Origin of the sequence: Bradyrhizobium sp. LMG 9283, from assembly GCF_045571415.1 — a bacterium.
Classification (GTDB): Bacteria; Pseudomonadota; Alphaproteobacteria; order Rhizobiales; family Xanthobacteraceae; genus Bradyrhizobium.
In genome coordinates this window covers 4,415,598-4,440,741 of the sequence record NZ_CP120691.1, presented here as the reverse complement: position 1 = coordinate 4,440,741, position 25,144 = coordinate 4,415,598, and the positions used below count along the sequence as shown (strand labels likewise).

General features: G+C 63.3%; 19 protein-coding genes and 1 pseudogene. 14 read left to right on the top strand and 6 right to left on the bottom strand.

The annotated features are described in order from the left end of the window. Positions 1-7: 7 nt before the first annotated feature. The gene (coaD, locus tag P6U29_RS20965) at positions 8-505 is read right to left on the bottom strand and encodes a pantetheine-phosphate adenylyltransferase (RefSeq protein WP_407112063.1); all 498 of its coding nucleotides are present in this window, start codon (positions 503-505) and stop codon (positions 8-10) included. A 268-nt stretch (positions 506-773) separates the two neighbouring features. Between coaD and P6U29_RS20960 the strand changes: the two genes are divergently transcribed. From P6U29_RS20960 to P6U29_RS20930, 7 genes and pseudogenes are all read left to right on the top strand, one after another. Next, a complete protein-coding gene (locus tag P6U29_RS20960) occupies positions 774-1,031 on the top strand; it encodes a hypothetical protein (RefSeq protein ID WP_407112062.1) in 258 nt (85 codons plus the stop codon). 196 nt (positions 1,032-1,227) lie between these two features. Next, positions 1,228-3,080, top strand: a pseudogene (locus P6U29_RS20955) (potassium transporter Kup). Positions 3,081-3,114: 34 nt separating this feature from the next. Further along, positions 3,115-4,074: a phosphotransferase family protein gene (locus tag P6U29_RS20950; protein WP_407112061.1), complete on the top strand. Its 960-nt coding sequence runs from the start codon at positions 3,115-3,117 to the stop codon at positions 4,072-4,074. 214 nt (positions 4,075-4,288) lie between these two features. Continuing rightward, positions 4,289-5,512 (top strand): acyltransferase family protein, encoded by a 1,224-nt coding sequence (locus P6U29_RS20945; RefSeq protein ID WP_407112059.1) that lies wholly within the window; start codon positions 4,289-4,291, stop codon positions 5,510-5,512. A 10-nt stretch (positions 5,513-5,522) separates the two neighbouring features. Next, positions 5,523-6,656: an ABC transporter permease gene (locus tag P6U29_RS20940; RefSeq protein WP_407112058.1), complete on the top strand. Its 1,134-nt coding sequence runs from the start codon at positions 5,523-5,525 to the stop codon at positions 6,654-6,656. Next, complete coding sequence (locus tag P6U29_RS20935; RefSeq protein ID WP_407112057.1) at positions 6,653-7,387, top strand: ABC transporter ATP-binding protein; 735 nt, start codon at positions 6,653-6,655, stop codon at positions 7,385-7,387. The genes P6U29_RS20940 and P6U29_RS20935 overlap by 4 nt, the downstream gene beginning before the upstream one ends. Positions 7,388-7,418: 31 nt before the next feature. Beyond that, positions 7,419-8,345, top strand: a complete 927-nt coding sequence (locus P6U29_RS20930; RefSeq protein WP_407112056.1) for an alpha/beta hydrolase — start codon at positions 7,419-7,421, stop codon at positions 8,343-8,345. Between the two features lie 96 nt (positions 8,346-8,441). Here P6U29_RS20930 and gyrA read toward each other — a convergent pair whose 3' ends face one another. Both gyrA and P6U29_RS20920 read right to left on the bottom strand, forming a co-directional pair. Next, a complete protein-coding gene (gene gyrA / locus P6U29_RS20925) occupies positions 8,442-11,180 on the bottom strand; it encodes a DNA gyrase subunit A (protein WP_407112055.1) in 2,739 nt (912 codons plus the stop codon). A 362-nt stretch (positions 11,181-11,542) separates the two neighbouring features. Then, positions 11,543-12,037 carry a single-stranded DNA-binding protein gene (locus P6U29_RS20920; protein ID WP_027575349.1) on the bottom strand — a complete coding sequence of 165 codons (495 nt, stop codon included), beginning with the start codon at positions 12,035-12,037 and terminating at the stop codon, positions 11,543-11,545. 439 nt (positions 12,038-12,476) lie between these two features. On the opposite strand from P6U29_RS20920, the gene P6U29_RS20915 reads away from it, so the two are divergent. The 6 genes from P6U29_RS20915 (at position 12,477) to P6U29_RS20890 (ending at position 19,949) form a co-directional block, all read left to right on the top strand. After that, the gene (locus P6U29_RS20915; protein ID WP_407112054.1) at positions 12,477-13,277 is read left to right on the top strand and encodes an outer membrane protein; all 801 of its coding nucleotides are present in this window, start codon (positions 12,477-12,479) and stop codon (positions 13,275-13,277) included. A 236-nt stretch (positions 13,278-13,513) separates the two neighbouring features. Then, positions 13,514-14,188, top strand: coding sequence for an outer membrane protein (locus P6U29_RS20910; RefSeq protein ID WP_407112053.1), 675 nt, complete (start codon positions 13,514-13,516; stop codon positions 14,186-14,188). A gap of 233 nt (positions 14,189-14,421) precedes the next feature. Further along, positions 14,422-15,174 (top strand): outer membrane protein, encoded by a 753-nt coding sequence (locus P6U29_RS20905; protein ID WP_407112052.1) that lies wholly within the window; start codon positions 14,422-14,424, stop codon positions 15,172-15,174. A 275-nt stretch (positions 15,175-15,449) separates the two neighbouring features. Then, on the top strand, positions 15,450-18,434 hold the full coding sequence (gene uvrA / locus P6U29_RS20900) for an excinuclease ABC subunit UvrA (RefSeq protein ID WP_407112051.1): 2,985 nt from the start codon (positions 15,450-15,452) through the stop codon (positions 18,432-18,434). Positions 18,435-18,531: 97 nt separating this feature from the next. Then, a complete protein-coding gene (locus P6U29_RS20895) occupies positions 18,532-19,287 on the top strand; it encodes a response regulator (protein WP_407112050.1) in 756 nt (251 codons plus the stop codon). A gap of 29 nt (positions 19,288-19,316) precedes the next feature. Then, on the top strand, positions 19,317-19,949 hold the full coding sequence (locus P6U29_RS20890) for an HAD family hydrolase (protein WP_407112049.1): 633 nt from the start codon (positions 19,317-19,319) through the stop codon (positions 19,947-19,949). A 165-nt stretch (positions 19,950-20,114) separates the two neighbouring features. On the opposite strand, the gene P6U29_RS20885 is transcribed toward P6U29_RS20890, so the two are convergent. Beyond that, complete coding sequence (locus P6U29_RS20885; protein WP_407119379.1) at positions 20,115-21,068, bottom strand: cytochrome D1 domain-containing protein; 954 nt, start codon at positions 21,066-21,068, stop codon at positions 20,115-20,117. Between the two features lie 17 nt (positions 21,069-21,085). Next, entirely contained in the window at positions 21,086-21,649 is a 564-nt protein-coding gene (locus P6U29_RS20880; RefSeq protein WP_407112048.1) for an SRPBCC family protein, read from the bottom strand. Positions 21,650-22,668: 1,019 nt separating this feature from the next. Here P6U29_RS20880 and P6U29_RS20875 point away from each other — a divergent pair. Then, positions 22,669-23,835 (top strand): IS110 family transposase, encoded by a 1,167-nt coding sequence (locus tag P6U29_RS20875; RefSeq protein WP_407112047.1) that lies wholly within the window; start codon positions 22,669-22,671, stop codon positions 23,833-23,835. Between the two features lie 550 nt (positions 23,836-24,385). Here P6U29_RS20875 and P6U29_RS20870 read toward each other — a convergent pair. Further along, a complete protein-coding gene (locus tag P6U29_RS20870; protein WP_407112046.1) occupies positions 24,386-25,138 on the bottom strand; it encodes an AAA family ATPase in 753 nt (250 codons plus the stop codon). Positions 25,139-25,144: the final 6 nt, after the last annotated feature.

The following is a 25,144-nucleotide window of genomic DNA, read 5'->3' as shown; positions in this document are numbered from 1 at the left end:
CGGGCCGTTATCCGGCGAATTTGGCCTTGAGCTGTGCCGCGACCTGCGGCGGGACAAAGGCCGAGACATCCCCGCCCATGCCGGCGATCTGGCGCACCAAAGTGGCGGTGATCGGGCGGACCATGGGAGAGGCCGGTAGGAAGACCGTATGCACCTCGGGCGCCATGGCCTCGTTCATGCCGGCGAGCTGCATCTCGTAGTCGAGGTCGGTGCCGTCGCGCAGGCCCCGGATCATGATGGTCGCGCCGTGCTTGCGCGCCGCGGTCACCGACAGATCGTCAAACGTCGTCGCCTCGAGCACGCAACCCGCCTGTGCTGCCAGCGGCCCGCAGACGTCATGGAGCATCTTCAGCCGCTCCTCGGTGGAGAACAGCGGTTTCTTGCCGGGGTGCACGCCGATCGCGACCACGAGCCTGTCGCACAGCGAGACGCTGTGCCGGACCACGTCCAGATGGCCGTTGGTGATGGGGTCGAAGGAACCTGGGTAGAAGGCAATGCGCGACATGGCCTCGTCCTACCGCGCCCGGCCCGGCCCGGCAAGCCGGGCAGGTTCCTTGTCCGTTCCGGGCCCTTCACCCGGAAAATGTCTCGGCGGACGTCGGCAGTGGCCGTTTTGTTTCGTCCTTGGGGCAACCACGAAACAAAACGGAGCGCGAACGAAACCATTTCCAGCGTCCGCGAAGACGTCCGGAAACTGGCCATGGTTACTAATCCAGCCAACGAATGACGGGCCGCACACTGGGCGTAGGCGGCCGCATCACAGGGGACAGTCAATGATCAAGACCATTTCAGCGATCGCACTCTCTGCGTGTGTTGCCGCAGCCCTCACCCTCCTGCCCGGCTTTGCCCCGACCGTCGAAGCCAGCGTGCCGCAGCCGCTGGCCAAGAGCGACCGGCTCGATATCCGCACCATCGGCCGCGACTGCTCACAGCAGGCCTGGCCGAATTTCGAGGCGTCGTGCCTGCGCCGCGCCGGCAGCAAGGCTGGTGTCCGCGAGGCCCGCCTCGTGACGGCCGACCGCACGCCGTAGTCGGACCTGTAAGCTTCGCGTCAGGAAGACCCCTCAAGATAAACCCCGTGGATATTTGCGACGTCTCGTCGCAGACTGCGTCGTGCTCGCGCCCATCGGAATGACCCGACGGGCGCGAATTCCATCGGGGGATTTGCCGTTGTCCAGTACGCCCGCAGTCGCCGCCGGCCATCGCCCTGACGCACTGCCGTTTGCCATGACCATGGGCGCCCTTGGAGTGGTCTACGGCGATATCGGCACCAGTCCCCTCTACGCCCTGAAGGAAGCCGCCAAGGCGGCTGCTCATGGAGGTACGCTGACTCAGGACGCTGTCCTGGGAGTTGCCTCGCTGATCCTTTGGGCGTTGCTGCTGATCATCTCGCTGAAATACGCGCTGCTGATCCTGCGCGCGGATAACCGCGGCGAAGGCGGCATCGTCGCGCTGCTGGCGCTGCTGCATGCCCGCCACGCCCAGCCAGGCACATGGCGCGCCCATCTCCTGGTGGTCGGCCTCATCGGCGCCGCCCTGCTCTATGGCGACGGCGCGATCACGCCGGCGATCTCCGTGCTCAGCGCCATCGAAGGCCTCAAGGTCGACGCCCCTTCGCTGGCACCCGCCGTGGTGCCCGTGACCGTCGCCATCCTGATCGGGCTGTTCATGATGCAGAAGCAGGGCACCGGCTTCATCGGCCGTATCTTCGGCCCGGTGATGCTGGCCTGGTTCGTCGTGCTTGCCGCGCTTGGCATCCACGGCATCGTCAAGGCGCCGGCGGTGCTGGCGGCGCTCAGCCCGCTCTATGCCTTCGACTTCCTGATCCACCATGATTTTCACGTCTCCTTCGGAATTCTTGGCGCCGCCTTCCTCGCGGTCACCGGCGGCGAAGCCATGTATGCCGACATGGGGCATTTCGGGCGCTTCCCGATCCGCCTCGCCTGGTTCGCGGTCTGCCTGCCGGCGCTGGTGCTGAATTATTTCGGCCAGGCCGCACTTCTGATCACCGATCCCGCCATGATCGAGAATCCGTTCTTTCAGCTGTGCCCGGACGCCCTGCACTATCTGCTGGTCGCCTTCTCGGCGGTCGCGACCGTGATCGCCTCGCAGGCGATCATCTCCGGCGTGTTTTCGCTGACGCAGCAGTCGATCCAGCTCGGTTTCCTGCCGCGCATGCAGATCCGCCACACCACGAGCGCTGCGATCGGCCAGATCTACGTGCCGCTGGTAAATTGGCTGCTTGCTGCCGCAACGCTCGGGGCGGTGCTGAGCTTCGGCACCTCGGACGCGCTCGCCGGCGCCTATGGCATCGCGGTGTCGCTGCTGATGGCGATCACCACGTTGCTCGCGGCGCTGGTGGCGATCCAGTGGGGTTATTCGCCGTGGCTGGTGGTTGCCGTGAACGGCGCCTTCTTCGTGATCGACGTGATCTTCTTCTCGGCCAATTCGATCAAGCTGTTCGAGGGTGGCTGGTTTCCGCTGCTGCTCGCTGTCTCGTCGCGTTCCTGATGCTGACCTGGCGGGGCGGCGTGAAGCTGGTCGAGGCGGCGCGGGCGCGGCTGCGCCAACCCGAGGAGGACCTGATCGAGACGGCGGTGAACCAGTGCAGGGCGAGGCTGCCCGGGACCGCGGTGTTTCTGGCCTCCGCGCCGCGCGGCGTGCCGCTGGCGCTGACCCAGTTCGTAAAGCACAATCGCGTGCTGCACGAACGCGTGCTGCTGGTCACCGTGCTGATCGAGGAATCCCCGCACATTCCCGACGAGGAACGCGCCGAGGTGCTCGAGATCATCCCGGGCATCACCCGCGTGATCCTGCATTACGGCTTCATGCAGAACCCGACGATCTATGAAGGACTGAAGCTCGTCTGCCGCCAGGGCAAGCTGCCCGGCATCGACCTCTCCGACATCACCTACTATGTTGGCCGCGAGACCATCATCCCGCGCGAGGACGTCCCGGGAATGTGGGTCTGGCGGGAAGGCGTGTTCGCCTTCCTCCAGCGCAACGCCGAACGCTCCGCCGCGTTCTTCGGCGTGCCGACCAAGCAGGTGGTGGAGTTCGGGACGGAGCTGGAGATTTAGGACGGTCGCCGGGCTGCATGAGGCAGGTGCGAAAATGTCCAATGATCCGCCTCTGCAGTTGAAACCTCGGCTGACAATCTCGGTCGATCAGGTGCAAGCGATCATCCGTCGGATGTTTCCGCATGCGTCGGTGCTGGACGTGACCGAACTGCATGGCGGGGAGATCGGTACCGTCCTGGAGATCGTGTTGACGGGTTTGCCCGCCCACATCCTCAAGGCCTACCCTGCATCGCTGCAGTGGAAGATGGCAAAGGAGGTCTACGTCCTGGGGCTTCTTCGCGACGTTGACGTCACCGTTCCCGGAATACTGTTCGCCGACGACACGCAATCGGTGATCGACCTCAACTATGTTCTGATGACTAAGCTCGACGGCACGGTGCTCGGCCGGCGCGAGGCCGACCTATCGGACGCCGGGTTGTTCGCAATCTACGCCGAGATGGGCGCGGCGCTTCGCAAGATCCATGACGTCACACTCGACAGCTTTGGCTATATTGGCCCTAACGGCGTCTGGACCGCATATCCGAGCAATCATGCCTGTATGTCCGCGCAGCTCGAAAGGAAGCTGAAAGAGTTCTGCGCGCGAGGCGGGGACACCGCACTTGCCGGGCGGCTCCGGGACGGCGTTGTAGCTCGCCAGCATCTGTTGGACGCGGCAGTCATCCCTCGCCTGTGCCATTACGATTTCCACGCCGGAAATATCCTGGTGACATCGCAGGGCGATCCGCATCTGTCAGGCATCGTCGATTTCGAGAATGCGACGTCTGGCGATCCGCTGATGGATATCGCGAAGGCGCTGTACTATTTCACGCCGAAGGATGCGCCGAAACGAGATGGACTGCTCGCGGGCTATGGCAAGATTGAGCGTCCCGATTGGCAGGAGACGCTTCGTCTCTACCGCCTCTACTGCACGCTGGAGCTTTGGTGCTGGATGGCACAAATCGGCAAGCGAGAGGCGCTCGCCGATTTGACGAGAGAGCTTGCGAACGACTCGTAGAACGGGTCGTCACGCCCCGTTGCCGCTCTCTCCGTTCCCGTTCTCGGCCTCTTCGGTGATGTGCGCCAACGAGCGCGCCGGGCGCTGGAGGCGTTGGCTTCAGCAAACCGCGTCCGCTGCGGATCCAATCTGAAATTGCTTCTCGGCGAATTGGAACCAGGTCGATCGCCTTTCGGTTGGTTCCGGCGAGATCAATTCTGGGCTGGTGCTCCCCATGAACTCTGGCGCCAACGTCACCTTCAGCAACTTGCGCGCCGTGGTCATCCTGATCGTGGTCGCCTTCCATTCGGCCCTTCCCTACCTCGCCTCCCAGCCGCCGCATCCGTTCGCCTTCGACGCGCCGCCCTATCGGTGGATCGCGTTTCCGATCATCGACAGCGAGCGCTGGTTTGGGCTGGACCTGTTCTGCGCATGGCAAGACGTCAGCCTGATGTCCCTGATGTTCCTTTTGGCGGGCCTGTTCACCCCGCATGGCCTGATCCGCAAGGGCGCCACCGCCTATCTCGCAGATCGCTGGTGGCGTATTGGATTGCCCTTCGTCCTCGCCGTCGCCCTCCTTAGTCCGGTGGCGTACTACGCCTCGTATCTGACGACCGCGACCGACCCATCGCCTGCGGCGTTTTGGCTGCACTGGCGCGCGTTGCCGATGTGGCCCTCGGGCCCGCAATGGTTCTTGTGGCAGCTTCTGCTCCTCAGCGGACTGGCTGCTGCGCTGCATGAGCTCGCGCCATCGTGGCCACGGGTCGCGAGCCTCATCGTCGCCAGGTGCGACGATCGCCCACTACTCTTCTTCGCGGGCCTGACCAGTCTGTCGGCACTGGCCTATGTCCCCCTCGCGATGATCTTCACCCCCTGGGAATGGACCTTTCTCGGCCCGTTGTCTTTCCAGCTAAGCCGCCCGCTGCACTATCTCCTCTATTTCTCCGCGGGACTCGCCATCGGCAGCTACGGCCGTGATCGCAGCGTCTTCCGCATCGACGGCCCCCTCGCGCGCCACTGGCCAACGTGGGTTGCCGCAGCTTTCGCCTGCTTTGCCGTATGGGGCGGACTGACCGCGCTGACCATGCCGGACTGGAATGCCAGCCCAACCGCATACCGTCTCGCCGCGGCTCTCGCCTTTCCCCCTGCATGCGCGACAGGCGTGATCGCTTTTGTGGCCAGTTCGCTGGCATTGTTGCGTCGCCGTTCGGCGCTCGCCGATAGTCTTTCGACCAATGCCTACGGCATCTACCTCACGCATTACCCGTTCGTGCTGTGGCTGCAATATGCACTGCTCGGCACGAGCCTGAATGCCGTTGCCAAAACCGCGTTTGTCCTCATCGTGGCACTGGTTCTGAGCTGGGCCGCGAGCGGATTCCTGGCCGCAAGCGTGAGACTGCTGGTCCACCGGCATCCCGGTCTCCCGGGCAAGGGCGCTATCTCAGATCAACCTCGATGACGGAACGTCCATGTCACTGGTCCCGACGCTCGCGTCCCGCAATCTCTTCCACGATCGCCTGCGTTTTGTCGCGACGCTCGTAGGAATCGTTTTTTCGGTCGTCCTGGTGATGATCCAGATGGGCCTGTTCCTGGGCTTCGGTCGCATGGTGACGACGATGATCGATCATGCGTCAGCCGATCTCTGGGTGCTGCCGAAGGGAGCGAAATGTTTCGAGGATCCCTCGCTGCTGGATGCGAAGCTGCGCGACAAGGTTGCGTCCGTCGATGGTGTCTCCGCCGTGGTTCCGCTAGTCATCGGTTTCTCGGATTGGCGCCTCGAGAGCGGCGAGGTGACACCCGTCTTCGTTGTCGGCGCCGATTTACGTGATGGAAGCTTGCGGCCATGGAACGTGGTCGAGGGCGACGTCCGCGCGCTGTCGCAAAGTGGAGCGGTGGTCATCGACCGCTCCTATTACGATCGCCTCGGCGTCTCAAAAATCGGAGCAACGGCCGAGATCCGCGGCCGCCGCGTGAAGGTCGTGGCCTTGACCGACGGCATTCGCTCCTTCACCACCACGCCCTATGTCTTCGTGGACCTGAAAAGCGCTCGCACCTTCACTGGAACCTTTCCGGATCGCGCCAGCGATCTCCTGGTGCGCCTCAAGCCCGACGCTGATCGCGACACAGTTCTCAAGGCCATTCGAGCTCAGGTTGGTGAGCACGAGGTGCTCACAACGGATGAATTCCGCAGCCGTAGCCGCTCGTTCTGGCTGTTCGGAACGGGCGCCGGCGCTGCGCTATTTGCCGGTGCATTGCTGGGAGTGATCGTCGGCACCGTCATCGTCGCGCAAACGCTCTATTCGAGCACCAAGGATCATCTCAGTGAATTCGCCACCCTGCGGGCAATGGGCTCGTCGAATGGATATATCTACAGGGTCATCATCTATCAGGCGCTCCTCAACGCGATCATCGGCTTCATCATTGCGAGTACGATTGGCGCTGTCGTTGTGGAGATAACTGCCAAGAGCGCGTTGCCGATCGTCATCACGCCGTGGCTGATTGCAGCCCTGTTCGTGCTGACGGTGGTGATGTGCGTAGCGTCGGCGATCGGTGCAATCGTGCGTGTGGTGCGGATCGATCCAGCAACGGTATTCATGCGATGAACGAAATCATCATTGAGGCGAGCGGAATCAAGAAGACGCTTGGGCGTGGCGCCGGCGAGGTGAAGGCGCTGCGCGGGATCGACCTGACGCTGCGGCGCGGCGAGTTCACACTGCTGATGGGGCCGTCGGGCAGCGGCAAGACGACGCTGCTGCTCGTGCTTGGATGCATGCTGGCACCAAGTTCGGGTACACTCACCGTGTGCGGCACGCCTACTTCGGGTGTCGACAAGGAGGGACTAGCCCAAATCAGGCGCGACCATATCGGCTTTGTGTTCCAGTCCTATCATCTGTTTCCGACGCTCACTGCTGCACAGAACGTGCAGCTCGCGCTCGACATCCGTCACGAGCGTGGGCGCAAAGCCGGGAAACGCGCGCGGGAAGCGCTGACCCTGGTTGGCCTGGAGCAGAAGGCCGATACCTTGCCGGGCGAGCTTAGCGGCGGTGAGCAGCAGAGGGTCGCGATCGCGCGAGCCTTTGTCGCCAATCCCTCGGTCATTCTCGCCGACGAGCCAACTGCCGCGCTCGACGGCAATAACGGGCGAAGCATCATGCGGATTCTCGCCGACGCCGCACATCAGCGCGAGCGCGCCGTGCTCGTCGTGACCCATGATCCGCGAGTCATTCCCTTTGCGGATCGCATCGTCGAGATCGAGGACGGCCTGCTGGTCGACACCGGGTCCGGCGAACCCGAACGGCTGCATTTGCCAAAGGCGGCCGCATTCCGGCCGTAAGACGCGAGCGAATGAAGCAAGAGAACACACCATGAGCCTGCGCGCTGAAATGCTGCGCCTCGGCATCCGCATGTTCCTGAAACGGCACCGTCAGCCATTCGATGTCGCGATGTGGCGGGCAAACATGCATCGCATGGAGCGATGGGTGCCTCGGCCGCCACGCAGCACCAAAACAAGCGTCGTGCAGGCCGGTCACCTCAGATTACACCGGATCGCCACCCCGGCGTCGCGCCCGGGGCGCAACGTACTATATCTTCACGGCGGCGCCTATATTTCGGGCGCGCCGATCTACTACCGGCATTTCACCTGGCGCATTGCCAATGTGACCAGCTCGACGGTCTGGGCGCTTGAATATCGCCTCGCCCCCGAACATCCGTTTCCGGCCGCACTGGATGATGCCGTGGCGGGTTTTCTCTGGCTCGCCCGCGAGACGGGCGATCAAAGCGAACTGTTCGTGATGGGTGACTCAGCCGGGGGTGGATTGGCGCTGTGCCTTCTCATGAGACTGCGTGACGAACGCAAGCTGCTTCCTGCCGCCGCGGTTGCCATGTCGCCCTGGACTGATCTGGCGCTCACCGCGCCCTCGTTGACCGAGAATGCCGCATCAGATCCGATGCTGAACGTGGACGATATTCCGGAATTCGTGCGTTGCTATCTGGCAGGCGCCGACCCGTGTAACCCCCGTGCATCGCCGCTCTATGGCGATGCGTTCGGCCTTCCGCCGGTGCTGATCCATGTCGGCAGCGACGAGATCCTGCGCGATGACGCGGTCCGCATGGCCAACAAGCTGAAAAACGGTGATCCGCGAAGCCGCCTGGAGGTCTGGCCGCGCATGCCGCACGTGTTCCAGCTCTTCGTCCCGGTGCTGCCGGAAGCCCATGCGGCCATCGCGCAGATCGGAGAATTCATCTCCAATCTGCATCGCGATGCAAATCCGCCACCTTCCCCGCTAGCCTAAAGCGCGATGAGATTGGGATGAATCGTCATCCCGCTTTAGGTTGTTGCTTGAGCATGATCCTTCCGGAAAGCGCTGCGCACTTTGCCGGATCATGCTTTAGGCCCCGTTGCCGTTCTCGCCGTTCCCGTTCTCGGCCTCTTCCGTGATGTGCTCGACCGAGACCACGTGCTCGTCCTCGGCGGTGTCGAACACGATCACGCCCTGCGTGGAGCGGCCGGCGATGCGGATGCCTTCGACCGGGCAGCGGATCAGCTGGCCCTTGTCGGTGACGAGCATGATCTGGTCGGCCTCCTCCACCGGGAAGGACGCCACGAGGTTGCCATTGCGGTTATTGACGCTCATGGCGACGATGCCTTTGCCGCCGCGGCCCGTGGTGCGGTACTCGTAGGACGAGGTCCGCTTGCCGTAGCCGTTGACGGAGACCGTCAGCACCACCTGCTCCTGCGCCGACATCTCGACATAGCGCTCCTGCGGCAGCTGGAAGCTGCCTGAAGTCTCCTCGGCCTCGGCATCCGCCGGTGCCTCTTCCGCGGCGGCCTCGCCCGCAACCGCGCGGCGCATCTTCAGGTAAGCCGAGCGCTCGTCCGAGGTGGTCTCGACGTGGCGCAGGATCGCCAGCGAAATCACCTTGTCGCCTTCGCCGAGCGCGATGCCGCGCACGCCCATCGAGGTGCGCCCGGTGAACACGCGCACGTCGGTGACTGGGAAGCGGATGCACTGGCCGCCGGCAGCCGTCAGCAGCACGTCGTCGCGTTCGGTGCAGATCTGCACGTCGACGATCGCCTCCCCCTCCTCCAGCTTCATCGCGATGATGCCGGAGCGGCGGACGTCGACGAAGTCGGACAGCTTGTTGCGGCGGACATTGCCGCCCGTCGTGGCGAACATCACGTCGAGCTGGCCCCAGGTCGATTCATCCTCCGGCAGCGGCATGATGGTGGTGATACGCTCGCCCTGCTCCAGCGGCAGGATGTTGATCAGCGCCTTGCCGCGTGCGTTCGGCGCGGCCATCGGCAGCCGCCAGACCTTCTCCTTGTAGACCTGGCCGCGCGAGGAGAAGAACAGCACCGGCGTGTGCGTGGAGGCCACGAACAGCCGGCTGACGAAATCCTCGTCGCGGGTCTGCATGCCGGCGCGGCCCTTGCCGCCGCGGCGCTGGGCGCGATAGGCCGACAGCGGCACACGCTTGACGTAGCCGGCGTGGGAGACGGTGACGACCATGTCCTCGCGCTGGATCAGGTCCTCGTCCTCGACCTCGCCCTCCTGCTCCATGATCACGGTGCGGCGCGGGGTGGCGAATTCGGCCTTCACTTCGGCGAGCTCGGCCTTGATGATGTCGAGAATGCGGGCGCGGGAACGCAGAATGTCGAGATAATCACTGATCTCACCGGCGAGCTTGGACAGCTCCTCGCCGATCTCGTCGCGGCCGAGCGCGGTGAGGCGCGCCAGGCGCAGTTCGAGGATCGCCCTCGCCTGCTCCAGCGACAGGCGGATGGTGCCGTCCTCGTTGATGCGATGGCGGGGATCGTCGATCAGCGTGATGATGTCCTCGACGTCGCGGGCGGGCCAATCGCGCGTCATCAGGGTCTCGCGCGCCGCAGCCGGCGTCGGCGAGTGCCGGATCACTTTGATGATCTCGTCGATATTGGCGACCGCAATGGCGAGGCCCACCTGCTCATGCGCGCGCTCGCGCGCCTTGCGCAGCCTGTACTTGGTGCGCCGGGTGACGACCTGCTCGCGGAAGCCGACGAAGATCGTCAGCATGTCCTTCAAGTTCATCGTTTGCGGGCGGCCGGAATCGAGCGCGACGGCGTTGACGCCGAAGCTCGTCTGCAGCGGCGTGAACTTGTAGAGCTGGTTCAGCACGACGTCGGGCACCGCATCGCGCTTGAGCTCGACGACGACGCGATAGCCGTCGCGGTCGGACTCGTCGCGCAGATCGGAGATGCCCTCGATCTTCTTTTCCTTGTAGAGCTCGGCGATGCGCTCGACCATCGTCGCCTTGTTCACCTGATACGGGATCTCGGTGATGACGATCGCCTCGCGCTCCTTGCGGATCGTCTCGAAGGTGACCTTGCCGCGCATCACGATGGAGCCACGGCCGAGATGATAGGCGCTGCGGATGCCCTGGCGTCCGAGGATGATGCCGCCGGTCGGGAAATCCGGACCCGGGATGATGTTGATGAGCTCGTCGATAGTCAGGGACGGATTGTCGATCAGCGCGACGCAGGCATCGATCACCTCGCCGAGATTGTGCGGCGGGATGTTGGTGGCCATGCCGACGGCGATGCCGCCGGCGCCATTGACCAGCAGGTTCGGGAACCGCGCGGGCAGAACCACCGGCTCCTTCTCGGAGCCGTCATAGTTGTCCTGGAAATCAACGGTGTCGTCGTCGATGTCCTCGAGCAGCTTCAGCGCGATCTTGGTCAGGCGCGACTCGGTGTAGCGCATCGCCGCCGGTGGATCGCCGTCGACCGAGCCGAAATTGCCCTGCCCGTCGATCAGCGGCGCGCGCATCGAAAAGTCCTGCGCCATGCGCACCAAGGCGTCGTAGATCGCCTGGTCGCCGTGCGGGTGATACTTACCCATGACCTCGCCGACGGCACCGGCGGACTTCTTGTGCTTCTTGTCCGGCGTGTCGCCGCGATTGTTCATCGCGAACAGGATGCGGCGGTGCACCGGCTTCAACCCGTCGCGCGCATCGGGCAGCGCACGCGCCACGATCACGCTCATGGCGTAATCGAGGTACGACTTCTTCATCTCCTCGTAGATGGAAACGGGGCGAATGTCCGAGGGTTGCGCCGGCTGATCGCCGGGCTTGTTATCGTCGTCAGCCAAGGGGAAATCCGGTGAGGTTTTATCTGGGAATCATATAGCGCATCCAGGTTCGGATCACCACCCTTGCAGCCCCCTCGAAAGCGCTTTTTCCGCTCATTTTTCCAATAACTTAAGGCCTCAGACCAGCCTCCTGAACCACCCTCGGAATCGGCCCTCCAGGACCATCCGCGGCGCCTGCCTGATCACGCGGGAAGCGGCCCCTGTCGGCTAACTTCGCGTGGGCGCAATGCGGACTTCACCCCAAACATGAAGCGGGCCCGGAAAATCCGAGCCCGCCCTATTAATTAGTAAGATCTGCTGAGACGACGCAGGAAGTGCCGCCGAAGTGTCGCCGGCGCGCCCTCGTCAAGCCGTCCACCCGCTCAGAACGGGATATCGTCGTCCATGTCACTGTTGCGGCCACCGCCTGCGGCCACCGGACGGCGCGGTGCGCTGCTGACGGGACCGGAGGAGCCGAAATCGCCGCCCGGTTCGTCGCCGAAGCTGCCGCCTCCTCCGCCGCCACCGCGGCCGTCGAGCATGGTCAGCGTTGAGTTGAAGCCTTGGAGCACGACCTCGGTCGAGTACTTCTCGACGCCGCTCTGGTCGGTCCATTTGCGGGTCTGCAGTGCGCCCTCGATGTAAACCTTCGCGCCCTTCTTCAGGTACTGCTCGGCGACCTTGCAGAGCCCTTCATTGAAGATCACGACGCGGTGCCACTCGGTCTTTTCCTTACGCTCGCCGGTGTTCTTGTCGCGCCAGGTCTCCGAGGTGGCGATGCTCAAATTCGCGATCGGCCGCCCGTCCTGGGTGCGGCGGATTTCAGGATCCTTGCCGAGATTTCCAACCAGAATGACCTTGTTGACGCTTCCCGCCATCGCCGCTCTCCACTCCGAATGCCACTGAATTTCAAAAGGGCGAATCCGCTGCCCGCGTTGCTCTGCGCCCTGTCGAGGCGACCCTATACGCTTGCGGGCACCGATCGGCCCGACACCCCCAAGGTTATCCCCACATATAGCATCGACCTCGGCTTTGTTCCAGATTTGTTCTTCGTGGCGACGCACCAAAAAGATCCGGTCGTACGCCGATGAAAAGACGATCCTCGGATGGAACCTTTCCGGGTTCCCGTGAACGACGAAAACCGCTTAACATTCATCAAGTTGCAGCTACTTCAGTCGGTCGCCGAGTGTGGCATTTCGGAGACGGACTTTGCCCTTTCGTTAGGCTACCGTTGCCTCGGAATTAGTTCATATGGGCGTCGCGCCTGATCAGCCGCTTCGGGGACTTCGAGAAGCGGACGAAACTGGGGAGACTGCAATGAATAAGGTTCTGTTTGGTTCAATCAGTGCAATGGCGTTGGTTCTGTCGGCTCCTGCAACCGCGGCGGATCTCGCTGCGCGTCCTTACACCAAGGCTCCGGCTCCGGCGGTTGCTGCCATCTACGACTGGAGCGGCTTCTACATCGGTATCAACGGCGGCGGCGGCACGAGCCACAAGTGCTGGGACTTCCTCGACACCACTGGCGCCGTGACCGGTGTCGCCGGCACCCTCGTCGGTGAAGGATGCCACAACGCGACCGGAGGCACGGTCGGCGGTCAGGTTGGATACCGCTGGCAATCAGCCAATTGGGTGTTCGGCGTCGAGGGCCAAGGTAACTGGGCCGACTTCTCCGGCGATAATATCAGCACGCTATTTCCGGGCTCCCCTCTCGTCACAGGCGACCGCAACCGATCTCGGATCGATTCCTTCGGCCTGATCACCGGTCAGGTCGGTTATGCCTGGAACAATGTCCTGTTCTATGTCAAAGGTGGCGCCGCCGTGGTCGGTGACAAGTTTGATATCTTCGCTGCGCCCGGCACGCCGGGCGCGGGCACCTTGCTCGCTTCGGCTCGTGACACGCGTTGGGGTGCCACGGTCGGCGCTGGTCTTGAATTCGGTTTCGCGCCGAACTGGTCGGTCGGTTTCGAGTACGACCACATCTTCCTGGGCAACCAGACGAGAGACTTCACAACACCTGCCGGCGCATTGTTCGGGACCGATCGCATCAGGCAGGACGTCGATATGGGGCTTGTTCGCGTGAACTACCGCTGGGGCGGCCCTCTGATCGCCAGGTACTGATACCTCACGATATCATTTAGAGATTAAAGGCCGGCCTCGCGCCGGCCTTTCTTGTTTGGGTACAACTACTTGGCAGTAATAAGTCAGCAACCATCACCTTTTGCCGCTATGTGGCTTTTCGGAGACACAACTTGCAGCTTTGGTGGTGTAGAGACGGCGTCAGTTGGGCCGTTGAGTCCGCTGCCCTTCCGTCACGGAAGGCAACAACAGAAACTGGGACTGGGATTAAGTTGAAAATGAAGAAGGTTTTGTTGGCTTCGGCCTGTTTGTTCGCTCTCGCCGCTCCGGCCTCCGCCGCTGACCTCGCGGCCCGCCCCTACACCAAGGCTCCGGTCGCTCCGACCGCCGCTGTCTACAACTGGACCGGCTTCTACCTCGGTATCGTCGGCGGCGGCGCTTGGGAAAGCGCTTCGGGCGACCCCAAGATGAAGGGTGGCTTCGTCGGTGGCACCGCCGGCTACAACTGGCAGACTGGCAACGTCGTGTTCGGCATCGAGGCCGATGGCTCCTGGGCTGACGTCAGCGCCTCGGCGACCGCTCTCGGCGTCACCGTGTCGTCGAAGACCGACGCGCTCGGCACCGTCCGCGGCCGCATCGGCTGGGCCGTCAACAACGTCCTGTTCTACGGCACCGGTGGTTACGCCTGGATCGACAACAAGATCACCCTCTCCGCGCTGGGCGTGTCCGTGTCGGACAGCAAGTGGCACTCCGGCTGGACCGTCGGTGCCGGCGTCGAGGCGTTCTTCGCTCCGCAGTGGTCGGTCAAGGGCGAGTACCTCTATCGCAGCCTCGGCAGCGAGAACTACTTCTCGAACCTCGGCGCTCCGCTGGCCTCCGGCACGCTCAACTTCCACACCGTGCAGGTCGGCGTGAACTATCACTTCGGCGGCCCGGTCGTCGCGAAGTACTAAGCTTCGTCTCCGACGCTATCCGCGTTACGAACGGCCGGCCTCGCGCCGGCCTTTTTGTTGTTTTCACGCGCGTAGCAATACGCAGCCCGCCACCAGCGTTTTCGCCGACGTGTGGCTTCCGGGTGACACAACCTTTGGCTTCTATGGTGTAAAGTAATGACATTACTTGGGTCATAGAGTCCGCTGCTCTTCCGTTCTCCGGAAGGCCGGAATGACGGAACTGGGGAATGGAAATGAAGAAGCTTTTGCTGGCTTCGGCCAGTTTGTTCGCACTCAGCGCGTTGGCACCGGCCTCGGCGGCCGATTTGGCGGCCCGCCCCTACACCAAAGCTCCGGTCGCGCCAGTCGCGATCTACAATTGGAGCGGCTTCTACCTCGGCATCAACGGCGGCGGTGCCTCGAGCCGCAATTGCTGGGATCTCAATGCTGTGCTCGGCGCGCCAATCCCGGTCGTGTCCGAAGGTTGTCACAACGCGACCGGCGGACTCGTCGGTGGTCAGGTCGGCTATCGCTGGCAGTCAGCCAATTGGGTGTTCGGCCTCGAAGCTCAGGGCGACTGGGCTAATCTGAAGGGGTCGAATGCGAGTGGACCCCTCGCCTTCGCGCCGGTCGTCAATCAGACCAGAATCGATGCGATCGGCCTTTTCACCGGCCAGGTCGGTTACGCCTGGAACAACGTGCTCTGGTACGTGAAGGGCGGCGCCGCGGTCACGCACGCCAAATACGACGGCCTTCTGGGCGGCGTAGTCCTCGATAGCGCAACCGAAACGCGCTGGGGCGGCGCCGTCGGCACCGGCCTGGAATTCGGCTTCGCGCCGAATTGGTCGATTGCCATCGAATACGACCATCTGTTCATGGGCGGCCGCAACGTCAATTTCACGGTGCTCGGCATCAATGACCGGACCGACCGCATCAAGCAGGACGTCGACATGGGCACCGTCCGCCTCAACTACACCTTCGGCGGCCCGGTCGTCGCGAAGTACTGATCGCGACCGACGTCGCATCGTCACGAAAGGCCGGCCTCGCGCCGGCCTTTTTTGTTTCGGCGGGCTGTTCAGGTGCAGTTCCACCACCGCTCCTGCTGCCAAATGCCGCCAGCGCGCCAACAATCCGTTGACGATTCGCAAGTCCTACTGGAAATCCTCCGCCGTTCTTCCTACGTTCGCTGCCATACCCATCGGCGCCGATCCCGGTTCCGGGCGAAGCGCGCCTTTTGCATTGGCGCGATCGCGCGTCTTTGGATTCCTTGAGGACCAGCGGGATGGACGAAGTGATCAGGGCGAAGCGCCAACAACAGAACGCGGGCTCCAGCCTGCGCGCAATTACGATCCGCGGCGCGCGCGAGCACAACCTCAAGAACATCGACGTCGAGATTCCCCGCGACAAGCTGGTGGTGTTCACCGGCCTCTCCGGCTCCGGCAAATCCTCGCTCGCCTTCGACACCATCTATGCCGAGGGCCAGCGCCGCTACGTCGAATCGCTGTCGGCCTATGCCCGCCAGTTCCTGGAGATGATGCAGAAGCCTGACGTCGATCAGATCGACGGCCTGTCGCCGGCGATCTCGATCGAGCAGAAGACCACCTCCAAGAATCCCCGCTCCACCGTCGGCACGGTGACCGAGATCTACGACTATATGCGCCTGCTCTGGGCCCGCGTCGGAGTGCCCTATTCGCCGGCCACGGGCCTGCCGATCGAAAGCCAGACCGTGTCGCAGATGGTCGACCGCGTGCTGGCACTGCCCGAAGGCACCCGCCTTTATCTGCTCGCGCCGGTCGTGCGCGGCCGCAAGGGCGAGTACAAAAAGGAGCTCGCCGAATGGCTCAAGAAGGGCTTTCAACGTGTCAAGATCGACGGTACCTTCTATGAGCTGGCGGAAGCCCCTAACCTGGACAAGAAATTCCCGCATGACATCGACGTCGTGGTCGACCGCATCGTGGTGCGCGCCGACATCGGCCAGCGCCTCGCCGAGAGTTTTGAGACCGCGCTGAAGCTTGCCGAGGGCCTCGCCGTCGTCGAGTTCGCCGACGCGCCCGCGGCCGCGCCTGCCGAAGAGAAAGAGAAAAAGAAGACCGCCAAGATCCACGACAAGAGTGGCCCCGAGCGCATCCTGTTCTCGGAAAAGTTCGCCTGTCCGGTGTCCGGCTTCACCATCCCCGAGATCGAGCCGCGCCTGTTCTCCTTCAACAATCCCTATGGCGCCTGCCCCGCCTGCGGCGGCCTCGGCGTCGAGCAGCATGTCGACGAGGATCTCGTCATCCCCGAGAAGGATCTGACGCTGCGCAAGGGCGCGATCGCGCCCTGGGCCAAATCGTCATCGCCCTATTACGTGCAGACGCTCACCGCGCTCGGCAAGCACTACAAGTTCACGCTCGACACCAAGTGGAAGGACCTGCCGAAGAAAACGCAGAACGCGATCCTCTACGGCTCCGGCGAGGACGAGATCAAGTTCTCCTACGAGGACGGCGTGCGTTCCTACGACACCAAGAAGCCGTTCGAGGGTGTCATCACCAACATCAACCGCCGCTATCGCGAGACCGAGAGCGAGTGGGCGCGCGAGGAGCTGGCGAAATATTTCCACGACGTCCCCTGCGAGGCGTGCCACGGCTTTCGGCTCAAGCCCGAGGCGCTCTGCGTCAAGGTCGGCGGCAAGCATATCGGCGAGATCTCGGAGCTGTCGGTCAAGAAGGCCGGCGAATGGTTCGCGGGCGTGCCCGAGGCGCTGAACAAGCAGCAGAACGAGATCGCCGGCCGCATCCTGAAAGAAATCCGCGAGCGCCTCACCTTCCTGCTCGACGTTGGCCTCAACTATCTCACGCTGTCCCGCTCCTCCGGCACGCTGTCCGGCGGCGAGAGCCAGCGCATCCGCCTGGCCTCGCAGATCGGCTCCGGCCTGACGGGCGTGCTCTACGTGCTGGACGAGCCCTCGATCGGCCTGCACCAGCGCGACAATGCCCGCCTGCTCGACACGCTGAAGCGGCTGCGCGACCTCGGCAACACCGTGGTCGTGGTCGAGCATGACGAGGACGCCATCCGGCTTGCCGACCACGTGCTCGACATCGGCCCGGGGGCCGGCATGCATGGCGGCAACATCGTTGCCGAAGGCACGCCCGCCGAGATCATGCGCAACCCGAATTCGCTCACCGGCAAGTACCTGACCGGCGAGCTCGAGGTCGAGGTGCCGGAGCGGCGCCCGCCGAACCATCGCCGCACCATCAAGGTGGTGAACGCGCGCGGCAATAACCTCAAGAACGTCACGGCCGAGATTCCGCTCGGCCTGTTCACCTGCGTCACCGGCGTCTCCGGCGGCGGCAAGTCGACGCTGCTGATCGACACGCTCTACCGCGCCATCGCCCGCAAGCTGAACGGCGCCAGCGAAGGCGCAGCGCCGCACGATCGCATCGAGGGCCTCGAGCACATCGACAAGATCATCGACATCGACCAGTCGCCGATCGGCCGCACCCCGCGCTCGAATCCTGCGACCTACACCGGTGCCTTCACACCGATCCGCGAATGGTTCGCCGGTCTGCCGGAAGCCAAGGCGCGCGGCTACGAGCCCGGCCGCTTCTCCTTCAACGTCAAGGGCGGCCGCTGCGAGGCCTGCCAGGGCGACGGCGTCATCAAGATCGAGATGCATTTCCTGCCCGACGTCTACGTCACCTGCGACGTCTGCAAGGGCAAGCGCTACAACCGCGAGACGCTGGAGGTCCTGTTCAAGGGCAAGAGCATCGCCGACGTGCTCGACATGACCGTCGAGGAAGCCGCCGAGTTCTTCAAGGCGGTGCCGCGTGTGCGCGAGACCTTCCAGACCCTGCACCGCGTCGGCCTCGACTACATCCATGTCGGCCAGCAGGCCACCACGCTGTCAGGCGGCGAAGCCCAGCGCGTCAAGCTGGCAAAGGAGCTGTCCAAGCGCGCCACCGGCCGCACGCTCTACATCCTGGACGAGCCCACCACCGGCCTGCACTTCCACGACGTCAAGAAGCTCCTGGAGGTGCTGCACGAGCTGGTCGCCCAGGGCAACACCGTCGTCGTCATCGAGCACAATCTCGAAGTCATCAAGACCGCCGACTGGGTCATCGACCTTGGCCCCGAAGGCGGCGACGGCGGCGGCGAGATCGTCGCCTGGGGCCCGCCGGAGGATATTGCGAAGGCGCCGCGGAGCTATACTGGGAAGTTCTTGGCGCCGGTGCTGGAGAAGGCAAGGAAGCCGAAGCGAAGGCGTGCGGCGAGCGAGGCGGCGGAGTAGAGGCCACCCAAATCACTCAAATTTAGAACAGGCCGTTGACTTGAGACATAACTCAACCTAGGAGTGCCGTATTATTTTGCAGAATTTGAGATCGGCAATGGAGACATTCTCTGACGCCGCAAAATCATTATCAGGCAGCCCGTTAGGGATCATCGCCCTCTTCATAGTCTTGCTCTACGCATTTGCTTCTTTGGTAACTACGTTTAGTAGTGCATTCTCCGCTGCTGAACGAATACCGCTGATCTATTTTCTGGTTATATTTCCCTTTGTCGTACTCGGAGTTTTCGCTTGGCTTGTGAGCCAACATGCAACCAGCCTGTACGCTCCAAAGGACTTCAAGAATGAGGACAACTATATTCGAACAGTTGCACTGCTTGCCGCTGCGCAGGCTCGCGGACCTGGAGCTAACGATTCACGCGTAGTCGACGTAAATGCCATCATCGCGACAGTCGACAGGTCAGCGCAGTCCAACGCAAAACGTGTGAGCCAACGGAAGCAGTTGCTATGGGTGGACGATCATCCGGATAACAATGTTTTGGAGAAGAGAGCGTTCGAAAGCGCGGGATTTGAGATTACCCTAGCTCTAAATACTCAACAGGCACTCAACTTGATCGGCGCTCGCGATTTTTCGGCTGTTATCTCAGACATGGGAAGGGCCGAGGGGCCTAGGGAAGGCTATGTCTTGTTAGAACAGATCAGATCTCGGGGGATCAAGTTGCCCTACTTTGTTTATTCAAGTTCAAGTCTGGCCGAGCATAAAAGAGAGGCGCTTGAGAACGGCGCTCAGGGAGCCACTAGCGATCCAAACGAGCTATTTCGGCTGGTGACTGCGGCAGCGCAGGTAAATTCATAGCTACCGTCTCGTCTTTTCGCCATTCCGTCTTGCCCTATTCCCTCGTCATCTTCGATCTCGACGGCACCCTCGCCGACAGCTTTCCCTGGTTCCTGCGCACCATCAACGATGTCGCCGACCGCTTCAATTTTCGCCGCGTCGCGCATGAGGAGATCGAGGAGCTCCGGCATGCGTCGAGCCGTGAGATCCTCGCCCGGCTCGAGGTGCCCTTGTGGAAACTGCCGGCGATCGCGCGGCATGCGCGGCGGCTGAAGGCGGAGGCTGCTAGCGAGATTCCGCTGTTCGCCGGCGTCGAGGCGATGCTGCGGACGCTGGCTGAGAACGGCGTGCAGCTCGCGCTGGTAACGTCCGACAGCGAGACTAATGCGCGCGAAAAGCTCGGCGACTCCGCCGCACTGTTTTCGCATTTCGACTGCTCGGCATCACTGTTCGGCAAGGCCGCAAAATTCCGCCGGGTCATCCGGCGCGCGGGTGTTGAGCCGGACAAAGTCATCTCGATCGGCGACGAGGTCCGCGACATCGAGGCGGCACGCACTGTCGGAATTGCCTGCGGCGCCGTGTGCTGGGGCTATGCGGCGCCGGCGGCGCTGCGGGCGCTGGGGCCGGATCATGTGTTCGAGCGGATGGACGAGATTGCGTCGATGTTTTCTCCGGTGCCGTAGCCCGGATGGAGCGGAGCGCAATCCGGGAAAGTGGCCCCGCATTCCGCTTTGCTCCATGCGGGTTACAAACGCCGTAGCCCGGATGAGCGAAGCGACATCCGGGAGCGCCAGTGGATGAGAATGGCGCTGTCCCGCATGTCGCTTCGCTCATGCGGGCTACGGTCCCTACTCCGCCCTGCGCAGGAACGCCCCGAACGCGCGCGGGCCGTCGCCGGTCTTGATCTCGCCGATCACCTTTAGCTCGACCGCATCAACGATATCGAGCGTGTTGCTCTCCCAGCAGGCGACGATGACGCGCTTGCCGTCGGCGGTCGCTGCAATGCCTTCGGGATAGTCGCCGACATTGATGCGCTTAACCGGCTTCAAGCTCGCCAGATCGAACACGCTGACGGTGCCGCCATATTGGTCGCTGACGAAGCCGCGCCCCTGCGTGAGCGCCACCGCATAGGGACGCATCCCGACCGCCACGCGGCCGATCTCTTTTCCTTCGGCGATATCGATCACGGAGACGTCGTCGGAGCCGACATTGGCGGTGTAGGCGCGCCTGCCACCGGCGTCGATGGTGACGCCGAACGGACGCGTGCCGACCTTGACGATCACCTTGCGCTGGCGCGTCGCGGTGTCCACGATCGAGACGCTGTCGTCGTCACGGTCCGCCGACAGCAGCAGCTTGCCATCCGGCGTCACGGCGAGGCCCGACGGTGAGGCGCCGACCGCGATGCTGGCCGTGACGCTGCGGCTCGCCGCGTCGATCACCCGCACTGCGGCGGCATACCAGTCGGCGACATAGACGGTGCGGCCATCAGGCGCCACGGCAATGCCGAGCGGCCCGCCGCCGACCTCGACGCGGCCAGCGACCTGCCGCGCGGCGGCGTCCACCACCGTCACCGCCTTGGCGTCGGGGCTCGTGACATAGGCAAAGCGCCCGTCCGGACTGACGGCGACGCCGGCCGGCTTGCCGCCGATCGGGATGGTCGCAACGCTGCGCGACGTCGCGAGGTCCACGACCATCAGATCGTCGCTGAGCTGGTTGGTGACGAACGCCTCTTCGGCGCACGCGCTGCCGATCATACCCCAGCAAAGGCCGGCGGCGAGCGCCGCCAGGACCAGCGCCCGCAAGACCGGTGCCCGCACGATCAGCTACCGCTCTCGATCTTTTTCTTCAGCGCTTCGAGGCCGGTCTTGTAGAGCCCGCTCACCGCAGTCTTGGCGGCTTCGTCGCTCAGCTCCGGCGGCGGATCGTTGTTGGGATAGCCGCGATAGAATGCGCCGGCCCATTCCAGCTTGGCCTTGCCATCGGGAGCTGGCGACACGCTGAGGGTCGAAGAATAATTGGTCACCGGCAGCACCTTCACGTCGACCTTCGTGATCCGGTACGAATAGCTCATCATCTCGGGTTCGTACTTGTAGAGCTCCTCGTCGACGGTCGCCCCGCCTGTCAGCGTCAATTGGCGCGTCGCGCCGATCTCGTTGCCCTTCTCGCCCGTGGTCTTGGTCACAGGCGGCAGCCAGCTCATGTCCTGGAAATTGCGGATTGCGGCCCAGACCTTGTCCTGCGGCGCGTTGATCTCGATGGATTCCCGCACCTTCTGCCGCGTCGGCCCATGGGCCCGGACCGGCTCAAAAGCCGCCGTCAGAGCCATCCCCGCCACCGCCAGCGCCGCCACCCCGGCGAGCGCCGTTCCGCTTCTCATCCTCATATCGTTTCCTCACTCTTCAATCTGCGCGACTTGGAACGCGCGCTGGGATCATCGTAGCGCATTTTTGGACCTTGGGGAGACCGGTTCGTGGCGCGGCTGGGGCGGGGCTTCCCCCAATTCACACCATCCGTTGCGGTGCCCGACGGGCAAAACACGCCAGATCAGGGTCAACTCCCTGCGGCGAAAACAATTCGCTTTACTCGAATTCGGAATTATCGCATGTTTCGGCCACCTCAACCTGGGCCGAGGGGCGGATCGCGATCGTCACGAACGCGGGATGGGAGGTGGTGGACGCAGACAGCGTCGCGCGCAGGTGGTTTGCAGGGCGGGTCACTCCGTGAGCAGGCGAGGCGCGCACACGACGGGCGCAGCCTGCGTACGGCAAAATCGTGTGGTCCTGGCGCCCGGGGTCTGTGCGCCAAGGCTTGCGGTGATGCGTCGTGCCCGACCGGGCGCGCGCATCAGCCATCCGCAAGGCGACGGGGGCAATAGTGCATCGCTCCCCGGGGAGAGCACGACATAAGCCGTAAAACCACTGCGCAGGGAAGGCCGGATGTTTGGCTTCACCTGTATGCCGCTGTGCATCACTTCCTGCGCATTACGCGCACAGCGGACCGCGGGTGCCAGCCGGCACCCCGGCCTTCCCTGCGCCCTCGGCACTTTTGAGGGCGATGACTAGCGCAAAGCTCGGGCACGATGTGCCGCGAGAAGGTGAAGCTGTGCGTGAGACCTGGATAGGAATGCGAGATGGATTCGACTCTCGTGCCCCGGACGCAGCGCAGCGCCCCTTCGGCGGTGCGCTTCAGAGCCGGGGCCCCTCGGCAGCTTACCCTGCGCAATTGGATCCCGGCTCTGCGCCGCAACGCTTGCGCGTTGCGGCTTGTCCGGGACACGAGGGTTGAGTGCCCTTGGCCTTCGATTCCGTCATTGCGAGCGCAGCGAAGATTCCATGGGGAGTGGATAGCGACCGGGTCTGAGGCCAGACTGAGGTTGCTGAAGCACTCAACCTGGAGACAACGATGTTGCTCGATCATCTTTCCAACGGACTAGCCGCTATCCGGACGCAGATTGGCGCAATTTTTGTGTCATTGGAACTGAGCCGTTCGACCTGGCTGGTTACATCGCTGTCGCCCGGCAAGGGCGAGAAGATGTCCAAACACAGCGTGAAGGCCGGCGCTATTGCGGAGCTTTTGAAGCTCTTTGCAGCGCTGAAGCGTAAGGCCCAGGCGCGAACGGGCGAGAGTTATCCGATCATCACCATCCAGGAGGCGGGGCTGGATGGGTTCTGGCTTCACCGCACTCTGCAGTCGGAGGGCGTCGAGAGCTACGTGGTCGATCCGGCCTCGATCGCGACGCCGCGCCGGCGCCGGCGGGCCAAGACGGACCGGTTGGACGGCGAGACGCTGTTGCGGTCGCTTCTGGCCTACAAGCGCGGCGAGCCACGGGTCTGCGCGATGGTCGTTGCCCCCTCTCCGGAAGAAGAGGACCGCCGCAGGCTTTGCCGGGAGCGGCGGACCTTGATCGCGGAGCGGATCGTGCATGTGAACCGGATCAAGGGTGTTCTGTTTGCGCAAGGGATATTCGACTACGTGCCGCTGCGGCGCGATCGACGGACGCGGCTTGAGGCCTTGCGCACGGGGGACGGGCGGCTGCTGCCGGCGCATTTGAAGGCGCAGATCAGCCGCGAGCTCGACCGGCTCGAACTTCTGCTCGACCAGATCGCGGCGGTAGAGCGCGAGCAGGATGCATTGCTGGCTGCAAGCCGACCAGCAGGCGAGAAGGCTGCATCGAACCCGGTCGCGATGCTGCTCGACTTGAAGGGCCTGGGCCCGAACTTTGCTGCCATTCTCTGGTCGGAGGCCTTCCACCGTCAGTTCACCAACCGCCGCCAGGTTGCGTCCTATGCCGGTCTTGCGGCCACGCCATGGCGCAGTGGCGGCATTGAGCGTGAGCAGGGCGTGTCGAAGGCCGGCAATCCGCGCCTGAGAACCACGATGATCCAGCTCGCCTGGCTGTGGATACGTCATCAGCCTCAATCGGCTCTGACCCAGTGGTTCAAGGCCAACAGCCAGCGCGGCCGCAAGCGCACAATCGTGGCGCTGGCGCGCAAGCTGCTCGTGGCCCTGTGGAAATACGTGACCGCCGGCGTCGTGATCGAGGGAGCCGTGGTGAAGCCCGGCGCCTGACACCACGCCTCTCAGCCTCAAAACCAATCCGCCGAGGTTGATCAGCCTCGGCCGATCCGGGTGGACGAACCGATGGATTGCATGGCTTCAAACGCCGTAACGAAGAAGGGTCTCGTCCTCTCGAGCCTGCCCGCCGCAAGCGGAATGTTGGTGCAGTTGCCACCGCGCAACGACCGAATGTGAGTTTGATCTGGCATGCAAACCAGATTGCCAAAACCGGCTCGACCCTTGGATCGCCAACCATAGGAGTAGTTCACGCCGCACTTCCCGACCTAACGAGCCTGAAGGCGTGCTCGCTCAGGTCAAGACCAAGCCGCTTCGCGGCGGCCCTCACGGGCCGGTCTTGACCTGATCTGCGCGCGCCATCCGAAAAGTTCCGCGGTCGGGACGAAGAGCTGGCCTGCAATCGAACAAAGAGCTGACCATAAATCTTGACACATCAAATCCCCATGTGAGCAATCCAGGATGTTTCCGCGGCCACAGTCTGGATTGCTTCGTCGCAAGAGCTCCTCGCAATGACGGCGGAGAGAACGACCACCCATTACGCCTATCACTCCGCTAGCGTCGCCTCCACGAATCCGCGCGGATCAGCGCAGAACTCCCGCATGACGCGGTAGTGATCAGTCTCCTCCACCGTCACGGGCTCGAGGCCATACTTTGTCAGCCGCAGCAACCGCGCATTGGGATACGCCATCAGCATCGGCGAATGGGTCGCCATGATGACCTGGCAATTGCGCGAAGAATCCATGCGATGCAGCAGCTTCAGAAACTCCATCTGGCGCGCCGGCGACAGCGCCGATTCCGGTTCGTCGAAGATGAAGATGCCCTGCCTCTGGCATCGCTCCTCGAAAAAGCGCAGAAAGCCCTCTCCGTGGGAGTACGACAGAAAATCGGGCGGCATGTCCGAGACTTCGTCGAGATATCTTGCAACGGAGAAGAAGGTCTCAGCTCGGAAGAACCAGCCGTTGGTGATCTTCGGCACCCAGCCGGCGCGAAGTGCGGTCGACAATTCCCCACCCATGATCTCACGCGCATTGGAATGATCGACCGCGCGATAGCCCTTGCCGCCGCCGGCGTCGTCATAACCGGCAAGTGCTGCAATACCCTCCAGGATGGTCGATTTGCCAGTGCCGTTCTCGCCGACGATGATGGTGATCGCGGTGTCGAAGCTCAGGTCGAATTCTTCGCTGAAGATCGGGAGACAGTATGGATATGCTTCCCAGTCCGGGACCAGCGCGCGGTCGAGCCAGACGCGCCGCAGATAGGGAGCAGGCAGCCTGATGTCACGCTGTCGCCCTCGCATAACAAC

Coding starts and splice junctions, on each gene's coding strand:
- coaD (WP_407112063.1), bottom strand. CDS start 505: ATGTCGCGCATTGCCTTCTACCCAGGTTCCTTCGACCCCATCACCAAC.
- P6U29_RS20960 (WP_407112062.1), top strand. CDS start 774: ATGATCAAGACCATTTCAGCGATCGCACTCTCTGCGTGTGTTGCCGCA.
- P6U29_RS20950 (WP_407112061.1), top strand. CDS start 3,115: ATGTCCAATGATCCGCCTCTGCAGTTGAAACCTCGGCTGACAATCTCG.
- P6U29_RS20945 (WP_407112059.1), top strand. CDS start 4,289: ATGAACTCTGGCGCCAACGTCACCTTCAGCAACTTGCGCGCCGTGGTC.
- P6U29_RS20940 (WP_407112058.1), top strand. CDS start 5,523: ATGTCACTGGTCCCGACGCTCGCGTCCCGCAATCTCTTCCACGATCGC.
- P6U29_RS20935 (WP_407112057.1), top strand. CDS start 6,653: ATGAACGAAATCATCATTGAGGCGAGCGGAATCAAGAAGACGCTTGGG.
- P6U29_RS20930 (WP_407112056.1), top strand. CDS start 7,419: ATGAGCCTGCGCGCTGAAATGCTGCGCCTCGGCATCCGCATGTTCCTG.
- P6U29_RS20920 (WP_027575349.1), bottom strand. CDS start 12,037: ATGGCGGGAAGCGTCAACAAGGTCATTCTGGTTGGAAATCTCGGCAAG.
- P6U29_RS20915 (WP_407112054.1), top strand. CDS start 12,477: ATGAATAAGGTTCTGTTTGGTTCAATCAGTGCAATGGCGTTGGTTCTG.
- P6U29_RS20910 (WP_407112053.1), top strand. CDS start 13,514: ATGAAGAAGGTTTTGTTGGCTTCGGCCTGTTTGTTCGCTCTCGCCGCT.
- P6U29_RS20905 (WP_407112052.1), top strand. CDS start 14,422: ATGAAGAAGCTTTTGCTGGCTTCGGCCAGTTTGTTCGCACTCAGCGCG.
- uvrA (WP_407112051.1), top strand. CDS start 15,450: ATGGACGAAGTGATCAGGGCGAAGCGCCAACAACAGAACGCGGGCTCC.
- P6U29_RS20895 (WP_407112050.1), top strand. CDS start 18,532: ATGGAGACATTCTCTGACGCCGCAAAATCATTATCAGGCAGCCCGTTA.
- P6U29_RS20880 (WP_407112048.1), bottom strand. CDS start 21,649: ATGAGGATGAGAAGCGGAACGGCGCTCGCCGGGGTGGCGGCGCTGGCG.
- P6U29_RS20875 (WP_407112047.1), top strand. CDS start 22,669: ATGTTGCTCGATCATCTTTCCAACGGACTAGCCGCTATCCGGACGCAG.
- P6U29_RS20870 (WP_407112046.1), bottom strand. CDS start 25,138: ATGCGAGGGCGACAGCGTGACATCAGGCTGCCTGCTCCCTATCTGCGG.